Genomic DNA, 13,769 nt, shown 5'->3' with positions numbered 1-13,769 from the left:
GGGAACCCGCCGCCCGTCCGTCAGCCGGCCCCGGTGCCGCCCTCCGGGGGCGCCCCGGGGCCACTGCCGCGTTCGCGGCGGAGGCGGCGCAGCACCACCGCCAGGTCGACGGCCGCCAGCAGGCTCAGCCCGCCGCACAGCAGGGTGAGCAGCCGGAGATCCTCGGGCCGTGGGCTGTCCCCCGCACCTGCGCCGGCCCACCAGACGGCGAACACCACGGTCGCCAGCACGAACAGCGGCAGGAACACGAGCGACAGCAGCAGCCGGACCTGAAGGTGGCTCTGTGCGGTCACCGGCTCGGTGCCGGTGCGCGGAGAGCGGCGCCCGATGAATCCGGACCGCGACCTGGGGACGGGCTCCCGCCGGGGATCGTTGCTCATGTCCGGCTCCTTCCCGATGGCGTGCCCGGCGCCCTCGCGCGGCCGTTCCGGCACGTCCCGCCCGGACAGCGGACTGCCCGGGCGACTCGCCCCCGTCCGGACAGCTCAGACGTTCACCCCGTGCGCCACGGCGATCTGTGCAAGACCACCCGGGTATCCACGGGTCACGGCGTGGAAACCCCAGCCGCTGTCGCCCCGGAACAGCTCGCCCAGGCTCACCCCGACGGCCTGCGGCGGGCCCTCCGGAAGCCGGTAGCTCAGCAGCTCCTCCCCGCTCCCGGGCTCCAGGAAGCGCAGCGTGAGATCGCGCAGCAGGGCGAAGTCGTGGCCCCGGTCCTCGCCCTCGTGAATGCTCAGTGCGAGAACGACCCGGTCCGCCCCGTCCTGCATCTGCGGGAAGCTGATCTCCAGCCGCCCTTCCTCCGGACGGTCATCGGTGTCGAGCCAGATGCTCCGGTCACCCGGGCCGATGTTGTTGTAGAAGACGAAGTGCCGGTCGCTGAGCACCTGCCCGGCGGCGTCGACGACCAGCGCACTGACATCCACCTCCGGCCGCACCTCCGCGCCCGGGGCCACGTCCCAGCCGAAGGTGACAGTGAGCCTGCCCAGCTCGGGCAGCACATCCGCCAGCCAGGCGCGCTGCCCGGAAACCACCCGCAGCGCCCGCTCGCCCTCCGGCGGCGCGGTGGCCACCGGAGCCACCCGCGGGTCGATTCGGGTCGGCGGGTACGGCGCGCCGCCGGCCGCGACCGGGTACGCGGCGACCGGCACGGGGGGCGGAACCTGCGTCGCGAGCTCGGGGCGCGGGAGCTGCCCGATCCGCTCGGCGAGCTCGGCGGCACTGCCCGGCCGCTCCTCGGGCAGCTTGGCCAGCAACGCCAGGATGAGGTCGTCCCACTCCTCGGGCAGTCCGGCGCGCAGCGCGCTGGGCGGTGCGGGGGTGTCGAGCATCTGCTGGCGCATCAGCGCGTACAGGGCCTCTGCCTGGAACGGTGGGCGGCCGGTGGCCAGCGCGTAGAGCATGCAGCCGAGGGCGTACAGGTCGCTGCGCGCCTCCACCCGGCCGGTCTCGATCTGCTCGGGGGCCATGTAGGCGGGGGTTCCGACGACCAGTCCGGTCGAGGTGAGCCTGGCGTGGTCGCCGGAGTCGGCCAGCACGGCGGCGATCCCGAAGTCCAGGACACGTACCAGACCGTCGGCACACACCATCACGTTCGCGGGCTTCAGGTCCCGGTGAACGACCCCACCGTCATGGGCCACCGCGAGCGCCCGGCAGATCTGCTCGCCCCAGCGCCCGACCTCGGCCAGTGGCGGCAGGTCGTGCGCGAGGACCTCGTCCATCGAGCGGCCGTGCAGCCGCTCCATGACGAGGTAGAGCACGTCGCGGCCCTCGACCTCCGCCTCCCCCGCGTCGTGCACGGTCACGATGAACGGGCTGCTGAGGCCGGCCAGCAACTTGGCCTCCCGGTCGAAACGCTGCTTCGCCCGGGGGTCGTGGCGCACCGCGGCGCCGCTCATGACCTTGACCGCCACCTGCCGTTCCAGCCGCAGGTCCACGGCCTCCCACACCGTGCCCATGCCGCCCTCGCCGAGCTGCTGCCCCATCCGGTACCGGCCGTCCAGCATCAGCCCGTCCATGACCGCCCCCTGTCGCACCGCTCATCCACCGGTCAGTCGGGCTCCATCCAACTGACCGGAGCACCGGCAGTCAACGCGGGGGCCTTTGCCGCCACCCGGATGCTGCCTCCGCCCACCCGCTGTAACCTCGGAAGGAGAGCACGCGGCATCCGATGACCTCTTCCGTCGACCGCGACCTGGAGACCCGATCATGGACATCCTGGTGCTTATCGGCCGCATTCTTTTCTCAGTGATCTTCCTGTCCTCAGCGGTGGGGCACTTCACACAGACCAAGCAGATGGCGGGCTACGCCCGCTCCCGCGGAGTGCCGTCCCCCGAGCTCGCCACGGTGGCCAGTGGTGTGCTGCTGGCCGTCGGCGGGCTCATGGTGCTGCTCGGCATCTGGCCGGACCTCGGTGCTCTGCTGCTCGTCCTCTTCCTGCTGCCCAGCGCGGTGCTGATGCACGCCTTCTGGAAGGAGTCCGACGCCGGAAGCAGACAGGCGGAGATGCTCCACTTCAACAAGGACATCTCGCTGGCCGGCGCGGCGCTCGCGCTCTTCGCGCTCTTCGCCTACGCGGGCAGCGATCTGGGACTGACCCTCACCGGCCCGCTGTTCAGCATGAATTGACCGGGGGTCCGCCGGCACAGCCCGGTTCGCCCGGCATGGGCCTTGCGCGGTCCGGCCGCGCCGGACGTGGAGCCGGCCGCCGCCCGCCCCGGTCAGCGGGGTGGACGGCGGCCGGAGCACGGTGCCGCGGACTGCCGTGCGGCGGGCCTCAGCGCAGGAGCGGCGGCTGGGCGTAGCGCGCCAGCTCGAGCGCCTGCTCGGGGAACCACTGGCCGGCGCCGGGGAGCACCATGCCACGCTCGGGATCCTCGGGTCCGTCGGTGCCGCGCAGGCACTCACCGTCCGACTCCCCCGGGATCTTGATCCACAGGTGCGCGTCGATCAGCGGGTCACCGGTGTCCGTCGTCGGGCGCATGCCCGCACCACGGTCCGGCGGGTTGCACCAGTCCTGGGCGTCCGGGTAGGTGTCGGCCGGGGGTGTCCACGGGCCCAGGCCGTTGCGGCTGGTGTCGGTGACGAAGGAGGGCCAGTCGGCAGGGTCGGCGGTGACGTTGCTGTCCAGCCAGTCCTGCGCCTCCTCCTGCTCCCACCACTGGTTGGGGCAGTCCTCCGGGTCCCCGCCGGCCGAGGCGTACGCGAGGCAGCCGGAGATCAGCCGCCCGTACCGGGCCAGGTCCTCGTCGGTCTGGTAGTTCGACGGGTTGAGGTAGTACCCGCGGGCGTTGTCCACGCCGCCCTCGATGAGCCGGGGCACGATGGAGTTCACGCTGTGCCAGCCGCTGTGTCCGCCGTCCAGGTACACGGTGGTACCAGGGAGAGCGCCCAGCGTGTCCACGGCGTAGTTGATCTCGTCGAAGCGGGCCGCGGTGAGCGTGCCCTCCTCGTCGTCCTGGCCGCAGTCGGAGGGCATCAGGGCCAGCGAGTCCGGCTCCAGGATGATCAGTGCCCGGCGTTTGCCGATGCCCTTGGCGACCTCGTCGACCCATTCCTGGTACTCGGCGGTGTCGGAGGCGCCGCCGTCCGAGTACTGGGCGCAGTCCCGTCCGGGCACGTTGTAGAGCGAGAGCACCGGCAGCGCGCGCTGCAGCTTGGCGGACTGCACGACCCGGCGGGCGTCCTTCCTGACGTCGTGGCCCTCCTGGCCGGTCAGCCACACGGCCTGCGGTGTGGTCACCATCCGGGTGATGAGCGCCGCGTCCTTCCACTGGCCGGCCTTGACCAGCGAGGCGATCTGCTGGAGTGCTCCGGGGTTGGCGGGCGGGATGTGCAGCCGCTCCGTGGCCTGTCCGCCCTTCCCCTTGCCCGCGCTGTCCGGGCCCGCGCCCGCGGCTGCCGCGGTGGGACCGGTGAGCAGCGCGACCGCGGCGGCACCGGCGATGACCCCTTTGATCCTCGCGCTTCTTCGACTGTGCACGTTTTCGGCTCCTGACGTCGGCGAGTTCATCAGTGGGAGCGCTCCCATTCCCGGGCCGACTCTCCAGCGGACCGCGCCGCACGTCAAGACATCCCGCAGGGTCAATTGGCGAAACCGGCATCCGGTACGGCGCCGCCGGCCGCGACCGGGGCCCGAGGGCCGGGCACCTCCGGTGGCGACGGCGCGGGTCAGTCCGCGGGCCGGCAGCGGCTCCGCTGCCGGCCGAGCCCTTCGATCTCCAGCTCGACCACGTCACCGGGCGCCAGATAGGGGAACCGCCCGGACAGCGCCACCCCCTCCGGGGTCCCGGTGTTGATGAGGTCACCGGGCTCCAGCACCAGGTACTGCGACAGCTCGTGGACCAGCTGGGCGACGCCGAAGATCATGTCGGCGGTCCGGGAATCCTGCCGGGGCTCGCCGTTCACCCAGGAGCGCAGCCGCAGGCTCTGCGGGTCGCCCGCCTCGTCCGCGGTCACCAGCTCCGGACCGAGCGGGTTGAAGGTCTCGCAGCTCTTGCCCTTGGACCACTGCCCTCCCGACTCCTCCAGCTGGAAGGCCCGCTCGGACACATCATTGCTGACCGCGTAGCCGGCGATGTGCGCGGCGGCCTCCGCCGGTGAGTTCAGGTAGCGGGCCCGACGGCCGATGACGACCGCGAGCTCCACCTCCCAATCGGTCTTCCGGGAGCCGCGCGGGATCCGGATGTCGTCCTGCGGACCGACCACGGTGTTGGGCGACTTGTAGAAGAGGATCGGCCGCTCAGGCGGCTGGGCGCCCGATTCGGCAGCGTGCGCGGCGTAATTCTGGCCGATGCACAGCACGGCCGAGGGCCGGGCGACGGGGGCGCCGGTCCGTTCCCCGGCGATGTCCGTCCGTGGCAGCCGGGACACCTCCGGCACCAGCCCTGGATCCTCGGCCAGAGCAGCCAGGAACGGGCCGTCGATGTCGTCGGTGACGGTTCGCAGGTCGTAGTGGCTGCCATCGCCGGCGGCCAGCACCGGGCGCTCCCGGCCCGGTTCGCCGATACGCATCAGACGCATGTGAGAGGTCTCCGTGTCTCCGGTGGTCCGTGGCCCCGAGGGTCACCGGGGCTCGCCCGACGATACGGCGGCCCCGCCCCGGCCGGCCCTGTGCCCTCACCGGACCGCCCCCTCACCACGTGGGCGCCCCACCGGAAGGAGGCACGGGGCCCGCCGGTCCCGTGCCTCCCGCGTCCGTGGCGGAGGTGCCTAACCCGTGAGATCCTCCCGGTTCAGACCGGCCTCCTTCATGGCGTTCTTGAGCTCCTCCCCCACCACCGGACCGGTCTCCAGCTCAGTGGTCTCCTGCTCCGGGGCGCGACCCGCTTCGGGCGCATCGGCTCTCCCACCGGCCTCGCCGGTCCTGGGGGTCTTCGGACGGTTCTCCTCGGGCGTGGTCACGACGCTTCTCCTTGGTTCAGGGCTGTTTCCCGCGGCCCGAGAGGGCATCGCGGGCCCGGTCGACGAGACCGGCCCCGGGGGCGAGCAGCTTGTTCCCGGGCGGGGTGTCCGGCGCGGACGGGTGGGGACGGGTCGGGGCCAGCTTCTTGGCCGTGCGGACCTGCTCGCCCAGCTCCTCCAGCCGCTCCGGGGAGAGCGCCGCCCGCAGCTGCGGAAACAGGTGGGCTTCCTCGTCCTCGATGTGGGCGCGGATCTCCGTCATCAGCCGGCCGATCAGATCGTCGAAGACCGGGTCATCGGCTCCGGCGCCCTCAAGGTCCTTCATGAGCTGCTCGGCTGTCGCGTGCTCCTCGATCTCCCGGTCGGCGATGCGGTCACCCTCCGGGAGGAACTCACGGGCTGCCGGGTAGACGTGCTGCTCCTCGGCGACCGAGTGCCGGACCAGCTCGATGGTGGCCTGCTCGGCGTACACCTTGCGCTGTGGATCACCCGCCGGGAGCGCCTCGATCCGCTGGAAGAGGTCCTCCACCTCGCGGTGGTCCGTGATGAGCTCGGCGACGACGTCCCCACCGTGTCCCATGATCAAGTTCCTCCTTGCTCCTGGTCCGCTTCCCGGTGCCGGAAGACCTCCCGGCACCGTCGGGCACGGCGTCCGCAGTACCCGGGGACCGGCTGCCCAAACGGCTCCGCCGCCGGTCACGGGCCAGCCCGGGGCCTCCGGCGGCATACCACGGCGAGGCGAGGACCACGGCGAGCGCCGGCGTCACGGCGTCCCCGCCGTGCCCGTACGGCGACGGCCTCAGCCGGCGGTGATGCCCGCGGAGAGCAGCAGGCCGACGTCGAGCACCGCGACGAGCAGCACCGCGCGGAACGCCGCCTGCGAGCCCCGGCGGTGCCCCAGGACCAGCCCGCCGCCCAGCAGAAGCACCGCGAGCGGGAGCGCCAGCAGCCGTCCGTCGGAGGGCGCGCCGGCCGGCCCGAGCACCAGCAGCACCGAGGCGGCCAGCACCAGCAGCGCCGCCACGACCCGGCTCGCGTACGCCCCCAGCCGGTGCGGCAGACCGTGGACACCGACGGCCGCGTCGTCCGCGAGGTCGGGAATCGCGTTGACGAAGTGCGCCGCGGAGCCCAGCAGCGCGCCCGCGGCCACCAGCCACAGCGGCGGCAGGGGTGCCTCGGGCAGGCCGAGGACCACGAAGGCGGGCAGCAGACCGAAGGAGACCGCGTAGGGCGCCACCGACAGGGCGGTGGCCTTCACCCCGAGGTCGTAAGCCCAGGCGGACACCAGGGCGAGGAGGTGGGCCACCGCGGCGAGCACCCCGGACAGCAGGGAAAGACCCACGGCGAGCAGGGCCGCGGTCACCACGGCCGCACGCACCAGCCGTGCGGGAACCCGGCCGTCGGCCACCGGCTTGTCCGGCCGGCCGGTCCGCGCGTCGCGTTCCGCGTCCACCAGGTCGTTGAGCCAGCCGACCGACAGCTGTCCGGCGAACACCGCGGCGGTCACCGCGAGCACGCCGGGGGCGTCACGGCCGGTGCCCGCCGCCAGCCCTCCGGCGACCGCGGTGACGGCCACCACGGGCAGAGGGTGCGAAGCCTGAAGGAGTGCCAGGGCCGTGTCCGGAGTACGCCGCATGAGCAGCGAGTGTGCCAGCCTGGCGGCATGCTGCGCTCCTTGCGAAGCCCGCACCCGCCCCTGCGCCCCAACGACCCCGCCCTGTACGAACACCTGGCCGATCACTGGTGGCGGCCCCGCGGCAAGTTCGCGATGCTGCACTGGCTGGCCGCCGCACGCGGCCGGCTGGTGCCGCCCGCCGGCCGGCCCGGGGCGGTACTGGTGGACCTGGGCTGCGGTGCGGGCCTGCTCGCCCCCCATCTGGCCGGGAAGGGCTACCGGCACCTCGGGGTGGACCTGTCGGAGACCGCGCTGCGCCTGGGCCGGGACCACGGCATGCAGGGCGTACAGGGTGATGTGCTCGCCGTACCCCTGGCCGACGGGTGCGCGGACGTGGTCGTCGCCGGGGAGATCCTCGAACACGTCCCCGATCTGCCGGCGGCGGTCTCCGAGGCATGCCGGCTGCTGCGGCCCGGCGGGCTGCTGGTGATCGACACGCTGGCAGACACGGCGCTGTGCCGGGGGATCGCCATCCACCTCGGGGAGCGGCTGCCGGGGATCGCTCCCCGAGGGGTGCACGACCCCGCGCTGCTGGTCGACCGCGTGGTGCTGACCCGCGAATGCGCCCGCCACGGTGTACACCTGACGATGCGGGGTATTCGCCCGTCGATGTCCGGTCTGCTCGCCTGGGCCGTGCGCCGCCGGAGCATCGTCCGCATGGTTCCGGTACCGACCACCGCGGTGCTGTTCCAGGCGCGCGGCCGCAAGGAGGACTGACGTTGTCACTGCCGACCGAACCGGCCACCGCACTGGCGCGCGCCCGCGCGCTGGCGCCACGGCTCGCCGACCGGGCCCACGACCACGACACCGCGGGATCCTTCCCCTCGGCGGACTTCACCGATCTGCGGGAGCACGGCCTGCTCGGGCTGCTGGTGCCCACCCGGCTGGGCGGCTCGGGGGCGTCGTTCGCGGACTACGCGGCCGTCGCGGCGGAGCTCGCCCGCGGCGCGGGGGCCACGGCCCTGATCTTCAACATGCACGCCTCGGTGACCGGAGCGCTGGCCCACGCCCCGGACGACCTGATCCGTCAGCTCGGGGCCGGTGACGGCTTTTTCGCCTCCCGGGACCGGCTGCTCGCCCGGGCCGCCGAGGGCGCCCTGTACGCCGTCGCCATGAGCGAACGCGGGGCAGGTTCGCGGCTGTCCCGCATCACCACGAGGTACCGCAGGACCGCCGGCGGGTTCCGGATCACCGGCAGCAAGACCTTCGTCTCCGGGGCGGGGCATGCCGACGCGTATCTCGTCGCCGCCCGGGACGCCGACGACAGCGGGAACGGGAACGGGCCCCGGATCTCCTACTTCCTGGTGCCGGCCGGTGACGGCCTGCGGGTCGAGCAGACCTGGGACTCCCTGGGCATGCGCGCCACCGGCAGCCACGATCTGCACCTCGACACCGAGGTGGAGCCCGACGCGCTGCTGGGCGGCATCGAGGGTCTCGCCGTGCCACTGGCGCAGATCATGCCGCAGTGGCTCGTCGCCAGCTATGCCGCGGTCTACGCCGGAGTCGCCCGCGCGGCGGTGCAGGCCGCCGCCGCTCACCTGCGCGACCGTGGGCTGCACGAACTGCCCGCGGTGCGCTCCCGGATGGGCCGCGCGGACGCCGCGGTGTCGGCCGCCGAGCTGGTGGTCGCCGAGGCCGCCCGGCGGGTCAGTGAGCAGCCCGGCACCCCGGAGACCAACCAGTGGGTGTGGCGGGCGAAGCTCGTGGCAGGTGACACTGCGGCCGACGTGGCCTCCCGGGTGCTGGAGGCGGCGGGTGCCTCCGCGACCCGGCGCGGGAACCCCTTGGAGCGCCTGTACCGGGACGCCCGCTGCGGGGCGTTGCAGCCGGCCACCTCCGACGTCTGTGCCGACTGGCTGGGCATCGCGGCGCTGGCCGGGGACCCCGATCAGGACTCGGAGATCCCCAGGTGGTGAGAGCAACCGTCACGGGTACGGGTGCCGCCCTGCCCCCGGTGACGGAGCAGCAGCTCCTGTGGGACCGCTACTTCAGTGACCATTTCGCGGGCAGCCGGATCGCCCGGCGGGTCTTCTCCGAGGCGGGCGTCCGACGGCGGCACACCGTCGTCGACCCGCTCGTCGAGGACCCGTCCGGCTGGTCGACCGGGCGGCGCATGCGCCGCTACGCGCAGGAAGCCCCGGCGCTGGCGCACCGGGCCGCGGAGGCCGCGCTGGCGGACGCCGGCCTGGCGGCGGAGGAACTGGGGCTGCTGACGGTCGCCTCCTGCACCGGCTACAGCACGCCCGGGCTGGACATCGGGCTGGCGGCCTCGCTCGGGCTTCGTCCCGACACCCAGCGGCTGCTGGTCGGTCACATGGGCTGTTTCGCGGCGCTTCCCGCGCTGGGCAGCACCGCCGACTTCGTCGCGGCCCGGGGCCGTCCGGCGCTGCTGGTGTGCGTGGAGCTGACCTCGCTGCACGTGCAGCCCCCGACCCGGGATCCGCAGCAGGTGGTGTCGCACGCGCTGTTCAGTGACGCGGCCGCCGCCCTGGTCGTCCAGCCGCCCGCCGTGGACCTCGGCGGGCTGGAGCTGGTGGACATCGCCGCGCTCACCGACTCCGGCAGCAGCGGGCACATGACGTGGGACGTCACCGACCTGGGGTTCCGCATGGGGCTGTCCCCCCGGGTACCCGAGGTCCTGGCCAAGCATGTCCGGCCGGTCACCGAGGAGCTGCTGGCGCGCCACGGCCTCGACATTCCCGACGTCCGGAGCTGGGCGGTGCACCCCGGAGGGCCGCGCATTCTCGACACCGTGGAGGAGCAGCTGGCGCTGCCCCCGGAGGCGCTGGCAGCCTCCCGTGCCGTGCTGGCCGAACACGGCAACTGCTCCTCCCCGACGGTGCTGCTGGTGCTGCGGGAGGTGGTTCGCCGGCCGGGCCCCGGTGAGGCGCCGGCCCCCGGCACACCCGTGGTCGCCATGGCTTTCGGGCCCGGCCTCACCCTCTACGCCGCGCTGTTCCGGGTCCGGCCGGGCGCCGGCTGACCGGGCGGGCCGGGCCCGGCCCGCCGTGGCAGGGCGCGCGGGCCGACGGGACTGAAGCCGTGTCAGAGGGTTTGCGCCGGCACAGCCTGAGGGGCACTAGCCCGACTTGGGCAGCAGGCCGAGCTCCACGGCACGGAACCCCGCCTGGAAGCGTGAGGCCGCCCCGAGAGCGCTCATGATCTCCGCGACATGCCGGCGGTAGGTGCGCAGCGACATGTCGAGCTCCGCCGCGGCCACCTCGTCGGTACGGCCGGTGCGCAGCTCTGTCAGCACCTGCTGAGCGGGGAGGCTGAGCCGGTACGGGCTGACCCCCTGGTGGACCGAGGGCGGCACCGCGGCCTGCCAGGTCCCGGCCATGAGCAGGTCCAGGGTGCGGACGGTCGCGAGGTCCTCGATGACCGAGCCGGGCCCCGCGGTCCGGTCCGGCCCGCCGAACACGAGGGCCACCCGGCTGTCCACCACGAGTGCGTCGTGGAGGTCGTCGCCCGCCACGCGGAACGCCCAGTCGGGTTCCGCCCGGACCAGGGACCGCAGCTCGTCGGTGCCCAGTGCACGGGCGGAGCACAGTGCCCGGATGACGACGCCGCGCTGTCCTGCCGCGCGCAGCAGGCTGAGCACCGTGGCGGCGTGCGGATAGGACAGCGAGTCCCCGGGCACCGAGATGCTGATGGTGTGCCGGGCCCCTCCGATCATGCCGCGGATGACCTCCAGAGCCGCTTCCTCCTCGGCCGGCAGGGGCACCAGCGAGCCGGCGGACGGGCCGTTGCGGTGCAGGGATACCGTGGATTCGATGAGCTGACGGGCCTGCAGCAGGGCGTACTCGACTTCGTCCCCGTAGGCTTGGCCGTCCCCGACAGCACATAATGACTCGTTCACGGTTCTCCCTGAGCACATGGCCTCGCAGGACGATAGGACAGCACGAGCCGCGCGAGGTCAAGGGTCGCCCTGGTTCCTCCGGTACGCGCCACGTGCCTTCCCCCACATCTCGACGACCGCCCCGGCCCGGGCCCGCCGGACCCGCGCACCGGGGCCCGGAAGCGCGGCACCGCCCACCCGCGCACACCGGCCGACGACCGTGTGCGCGAGCGAAGTCTGATCTTGGCTCCCCGGCGGTAATGAGGCCGGATGCACCGGTCGCGGTTCTCCCCGCGGCAGCAACCTGCCATCCCGGCTGCCCTCCACCCCTCCCCGAGCCCTTCTGTTCCACCCCTCGCAAGCAGCTGATGACATGCGATCACCGACGGACCCCCGGTGGCCGGATCATGCCAACACCGGAAAGGGGAGGGACCTCCTCCGGCCCTGGCCGGACCGAAAGGACACTCTCCGTACCCTCTGTACATGACAGTTTCTTGACAGGAGGTGTCCGCAAGCAATCTCGCAAGAACTTGCAACGATGCTCACGGAGTGAGCGGTGCGCGGCAGACGGCTCCCCGTCCGCCGGCCACCACCGGACGGGCGTCCTACCGCGACCGGGCGGAGGCACCGTCCCCGGCACCGCGCACGGCGCCTCCGGCCCGGTCGCGGCGAGGCTGGACGAGCCGCTGGTCCGGCACGTGCAGCGGCCCCACCGGATCCGCCGGCCGTGCCCGAGCTCCGGATGGTTCCCCGGCACCGGCACGGAGCAGGCCATCATGGAGGCATGAGACAGCGACCGGTCCTGGTGTACGACGGTGACTGCGGCTTCTGCACCACCTCCGCGCGATTCGTCGAGCGGCGCATCCGGCCCCGCGCCGAGGTGACCGCTCGGCAGTTCACTGATCTGGAGGCGCTCGGCGTGTCCCCGGAGCGGGCCGAGCACGAACTGCTGTGGGTCACCCCGACCGGCACCGTGTACGGCGGCGCACAGGCCGTGGCCAAGCTCCTGCTGAGCGGCGGGGGCGGCTGGGCCGTCGCGGGCGCACTGCTTCAGCTGCCTCCGCTGCGCTGGGCCGGGCCCCCGGCCTACCGGCTCGTGGCGGACCACCGGCAGCAGATGCCGGGCGGCACCCCCGCCTGCGCGCTGCCGACCGGCCGCCGGCCGGGCACCGCCTCCTGAGCCCCACCGACCGCGAAATCCCCAACCCCTGAGCCGTTCCGCGCCGTTGCTCCTTCCCCGGAAAAGCCCAGCTCACGAGCGCCCCGGCGCGCCGCAAGCCCCTTGTAGGATGCGGCGCGGCCACCACCGGCCGGACCCGGCCTGTCCCCCGCCCCACTGTGAGGAGCTCCGTGACCTACGTCGCCACCGAGTCGCGTTACGCCACCATGCCCTACCGCCGCACCGGTCGCAGCGGGCTCAAGCTGCCCGCCGTCTCCCTGGGCCTGTGGCACAACTTCGGCGACGCCACGCCGCTGGGTGACCAGCAGGCGATCCTGCGCCGCGCCTTCGACCTGGGGATCACCCACTTCGACCTGGCCAACAACTACGGACCGGCGCCCGGCGCCGCCGAGCGGAACTTCGGCGACCTCTTCGCCCGGGACTTCCGCCCGTACCGCGACGAGATCCTCGTCTCCACCAAGGCCGGCTACCACATGTGGGACGGCCCGTACGGCGAGTGGGGCTCCCGCAAGAACCTGCTGTCCAGCCTGGACCAGAGCCTGGGCCGGCTCCGCATGGACTACGTCGACATCTTCTACTCGCACCGGCCGGACCCGGATACCCCGCTGGAGGAGACGATGGGTGCCCTGCACTCAGCCGTCCAGCAGGGCAAGGCCCTCTACGTCGGCATCTCCAACTACTCCCCCGAGCAGACCCGGGAGGCGGCCCGGATCCTCGACGGTCTCGGCACCCCGCTGCTGATCCACCAGCCGAAGTACTCCATGTTCAACCGCTGGGTGGAGGACGGTCTGCTCGACACCCTGGACGAGATCGGCGCCGGTTCGATCGCGTACTCCCCGCTGGCACAGGGCCTGCTCACCGACCGCTACCTGACCGGCGTCCCGGAGGACTCCCGGGCGGGCGGTGCAAGCCCCTTCCTCACCCCCGAGGGGATCACCCCCGAGATGCTGGATCGGGTCCGGGCGCTCAACGGTGTCGCCGAACGGCGCGGCCAGACCCTCGCCCAGCTTGCCCTGGCCTGGGTCCTGCGCGGTGGCCGGGTGACCTCCGCGCTGGTGGGCGCCAGCAGCGTCCGGCAGCTCGAGGACAACGTCCGGGCCGTGCAGAACCTGGACCTGAACGACGCGGAGCTCCGCGAGATCGAGGCCCACCTCCGCGAAGCCTGACCGGTCGTCCCACCCGGTGGACGGAGCGCCGCCTCACGGCACTCACGACGCCCGCATGGCGCATTTCCACGTCGAAACGGCCCTCCCGCACGTGGAAATGCGCCCGATGCGACGACCCCGCCGACGACGCGCCCCGGACACAGCCCGATTGAACGCGCGAACTAGCATCTGCGTTCATGTCCGTCCCCGAACATGTCCTTGACTGGTTGCAGAGCTGGTATGCCGCCCAATGCGACGGCGGCTGGGAACACGAGTGGGGCGTGACAATCGATACGCTCGACAACCCGGGCTGGACCGTCAGGATCGATCTCGACGGGACGGAGTTGGCGGGCCGGGTGTATCCCCGGCAGTGGGTCACGCGTGGCGAGGACGACTGGGTGACGGCCTGGTCGTCCGAGAAGACGTTCCATGTCGCGTGTGGGCCCGGCAACCTGACCGAGGGGCTCACGCTGTTCCGCACCTGGGCGTCGGAAGGTGCCGTGTGAGCACGGCGACGGAGGTCTCGTT

General features: G+C 73.0%; 15 protein-coding genes. 7 read left to right on the top strand and 8 right to left on the bottom strand.

Annotated features, from left to right (window positions below):
- Positions 1–20: 20 nt before the first annotated feature.
- Both PJ985_RS03375 and PJ985_RS03370 read right to left on the bottom strand, forming a co-directional pair.
- Positions 21–380, bottom strand: coding sequence for a DUF6343 family protein (locus PJ985_RS03375; RefSeq protein WP_271681959.1), 360 nt, complete (start codon positions 378–380; stop codon positions 21–23).
- Between the two features lie 105 nt (positions 381–485).
- Positions 486–2,036, bottom strand: a complete 1,551-nt coding sequence (locus PJ985_RS03370) for a protein kinase domain-containing protein (protein WP_271681958.1) — start codon at positions 2,034–2,036, stop codon at positions 486–488.
- Positions 2,037–2,208: 172 nt separating this feature from the next.
- On the opposite strand from PJ985_RS03370, the gene PJ985_RS03365 reads away from it, so the two are divergent.
- Entirely contained in the window at positions 2,209–2,628 is a 420-nt protein-coding gene (locus PJ985_RS03365; RefSeq protein WP_271681957.1) for a DoxX family protein, read from the top strand.
- Between the two features lie 148 nt (positions 2,629–2,776).
- Here the strand turns inward: PJ985_RS03365 and PJ985_RS03360 are convergent, their stop codons facing one another.
- From PJ985_RS03360 to PJ985_RS03340, 5 genes are all read right to left on the bottom strand, one after another.
- Positions 2,777–3,982, bottom strand: coding sequence for a glycoside hydrolase family 6 protein (locus PJ985_RS03360; protein ID WP_271681956.1), 1,206 nt, complete (start codon positions 3,980–3,982; stop codon positions 2,777–2,779).
- 188 nt (positions 3,983–4,170) lie between these two features.
- On the bottom strand, positions 4,171–5,022 hold the full coding sequence (locus tag PJ985_RS03355) for a fumarylacetoacetate hydrolase family protein (RefSeq protein WP_271681955.1): 852 nt from the start codon (positions 5,020–5,022) through the stop codon (positions 4,171–4,173).
- A gap of 189 nt (positions 5,023–5,211) precedes the next feature.
- Positions 5,212–5,403: a hypothetical protein gene (locus PJ985_RS03350; protein WP_271681954.1), complete on the bottom strand. Its 192-nt coding sequence runs from the start codon at positions 5,401–5,403 to the stop codon at positions 5,212–5,214.
- A 16-nt stretch (positions 5,404–5,419) separates the two neighbouring features.
- Entirely contained in the window at positions 5,420–5,983 is a 564-nt protein-coding gene (locus tag PJ985_RS03345; RefSeq protein WP_271681953.1) for a hemerythrin domain-containing protein, read from the bottom strand.
- A gap of 219 nt (positions 5,984–6,202) precedes the next feature.
- A complete protein-coding gene (locus tag PJ985_RS03340; RefSeq protein WP_271681952.1) occupies positions 6,203–7,039 on the bottom strand; it encodes a UbiA family prenyltransferase in 837 nt (278 codons plus the stop codon).
- A 27-nt stretch (positions 7,040–7,066) separates the two neighbouring features.
- Between PJ985_RS03340 and PJ985_RS03335 the strand changes: the two genes are divergently transcribed.
- The 3 genes from PJ985_RS03335 to PJ985_RS03325 are packed head-to-tail and all read left to right on the top strand — an operon-like array spanning position 7,067 to position 10,061.
- Positions 7,067–7,795 (top strand): methyltransferase domain-containing protein, encoded by a 729-nt coding sequence (locus tag PJ985_RS03335; protein WP_271681951.1) that lies wholly within the window; start codon positions 7,067–7,069, stop codon positions 7,793–7,795.
- Positions 7,796–7,797: 2 nt separating this feature from the next.
- A complete protein-coding gene (locus PJ985_RS03330; protein ID WP_271681950.1) occupies positions 7,798–8,994 on the top strand; it encodes an acyl-CoA dehydrogenase family protein in 1,197 nt (398 codons plus the stop codon).
- Positions 8,988–10,061, top strand: a complete 1,074-nt coding sequence (locus PJ985_RS03325) for a type III polyketide synthase (protein WP_271681949.1) — start codon at positions 8,988–8,990, stop codon at positions 10,059–10,061. The genes PJ985_RS03330 and PJ985_RS03325 overlap by 7 nt, the downstream gene beginning before the upstream one ends.
- A 96-nt stretch (positions 10,062–10,157) precedes the next feature.
- Here PJ985_RS03325 and PJ985_RS03320 read toward each other — a convergent pair whose 3' ends face one another.
- Positions 10,158–10,937 carry a helix-turn-helix transcriptional regulator gene (locus PJ985_RS03320; protein ID WP_271681948.1) on the bottom strand — a complete coding sequence of 260 codons (780 nt, stop codon included), beginning with the start codon at positions 10,935–10,937 and terminating at the stop codon, positions 10,158–10,160.
- A 763-nt stretch (positions 10,938–11,700) separates the two neighbouring features.
- Here PJ985_RS03320 and PJ985_RS03315 point away from each other — a divergent pair.
- From PJ985_RS03315 to PJ985_RS03305, 3 genes are all read left to right on the top strand, one after another.
- Complete coding sequence (locus tag PJ985_RS03315; RefSeq protein ID WP_271681947.1) at positions 11,701–12,096, top strand: thiol-disulfide oxidoreductase DCC family protein; 396 nt, start codon at positions 11,701–11,703, stop codon at positions 12,094–12,096.
- 206 nt (positions 12,097–12,302) lie between these two features.
- Positions 12,303–13,262, top strand: coding sequence for an aldo/keto reductase (locus tag PJ985_RS03310; protein ID WP_271682082.1), 960 nt, complete (start codon positions 12,303–12,305; stop codon positions 13,260–13,262).
- 176 nt (positions 13,263–13,438) lie between these two features.
- On the top strand, positions 13,439–13,747 hold the full coding sequence (locus PJ985_RS03305) for an immunity 53 family protein (protein WP_271681946.1): 309 nt from the start codon (positions 13,439–13,441) through the stop codon (positions 13,745–13,747).
- Positions 13,748–13,769 lie beyond the last annotated feature (22 nt).

This window comes from Streptomyces sp. ACA25, assembly GCF_028200735.1.
Classification (GTDB): domain Bacteria; phylum Actinomycetota; class Actinomycetes; order Streptomycetales; family Streptomycetaceae; genus Streptomyces.
Note: the sequence above shows the minus strand (reverse complement) of the source record. Positions and strands in the feature narration are given on the sequence as shown.

Coding starts and splice junctions, on each gene's coding strand:
- PJ985_RS03335 (WP_271681951.1), top strand. CDS start 7,067: ATGCTGCGCTCCTTGCGAAGCCCGCACCCGCCCCTGCGCCCCAACGAC.
- PJ985_RS03345 (WP_271681953.1), bottom strand. CDS start 5,983: ATGGGACACGGTGGGGACGTCGTCGCCGAGCTCATCACGGACCACCGC.
- PJ985_RS03305 (WP_271681946.1), top strand. CDS start 13,439: ATGTCCGTCCCCGAACATGTCCTTGACTGGTTGCAGAGCTGGTATGCC.
- PJ985_RS03315 (WP_271681947.1), top strand. CDS start 11,701: ATGAGACAGCGACCGGTCCTGGTGTACGACGGTGACTGCGGCTTCTGC.
- PJ985_RS03375 (WP_271681959.1), bottom strand. CDS start 380: ATGAGCAACGATCCCCGGCGGGAGCCCGTCCCCAGGTCGCGGTCCGGA.
- PJ985_RS03365 (WP_271681957.1), top strand. CDS start 2,209: ATGGACATCCTGGTGCTTATCGGCCGCATTCTTTTCTCAGTGATCTTC.
- PJ985_RS03310 (WP_271682082.1), top strand. CDS start 12,303: ATGCCCTACCGCCGCACCGGTCGCAGCGGGCTCAAGCTGCCCGCCGTC.
- PJ985_RS03340 (WP_271681952.1), bottom strand. CDS start 7,039: ATGCGGCGTACTCCGGACACGGCCCTGGCACTCCTTCAGGCTTCGCAC.
- PJ985_RS03355 (WP_271681955.1), bottom strand. CDS start 5,022: ATGCGTCTGATGCGTATCGGCGAACCGGGCCGGGAGCGCCCGGTGCTG.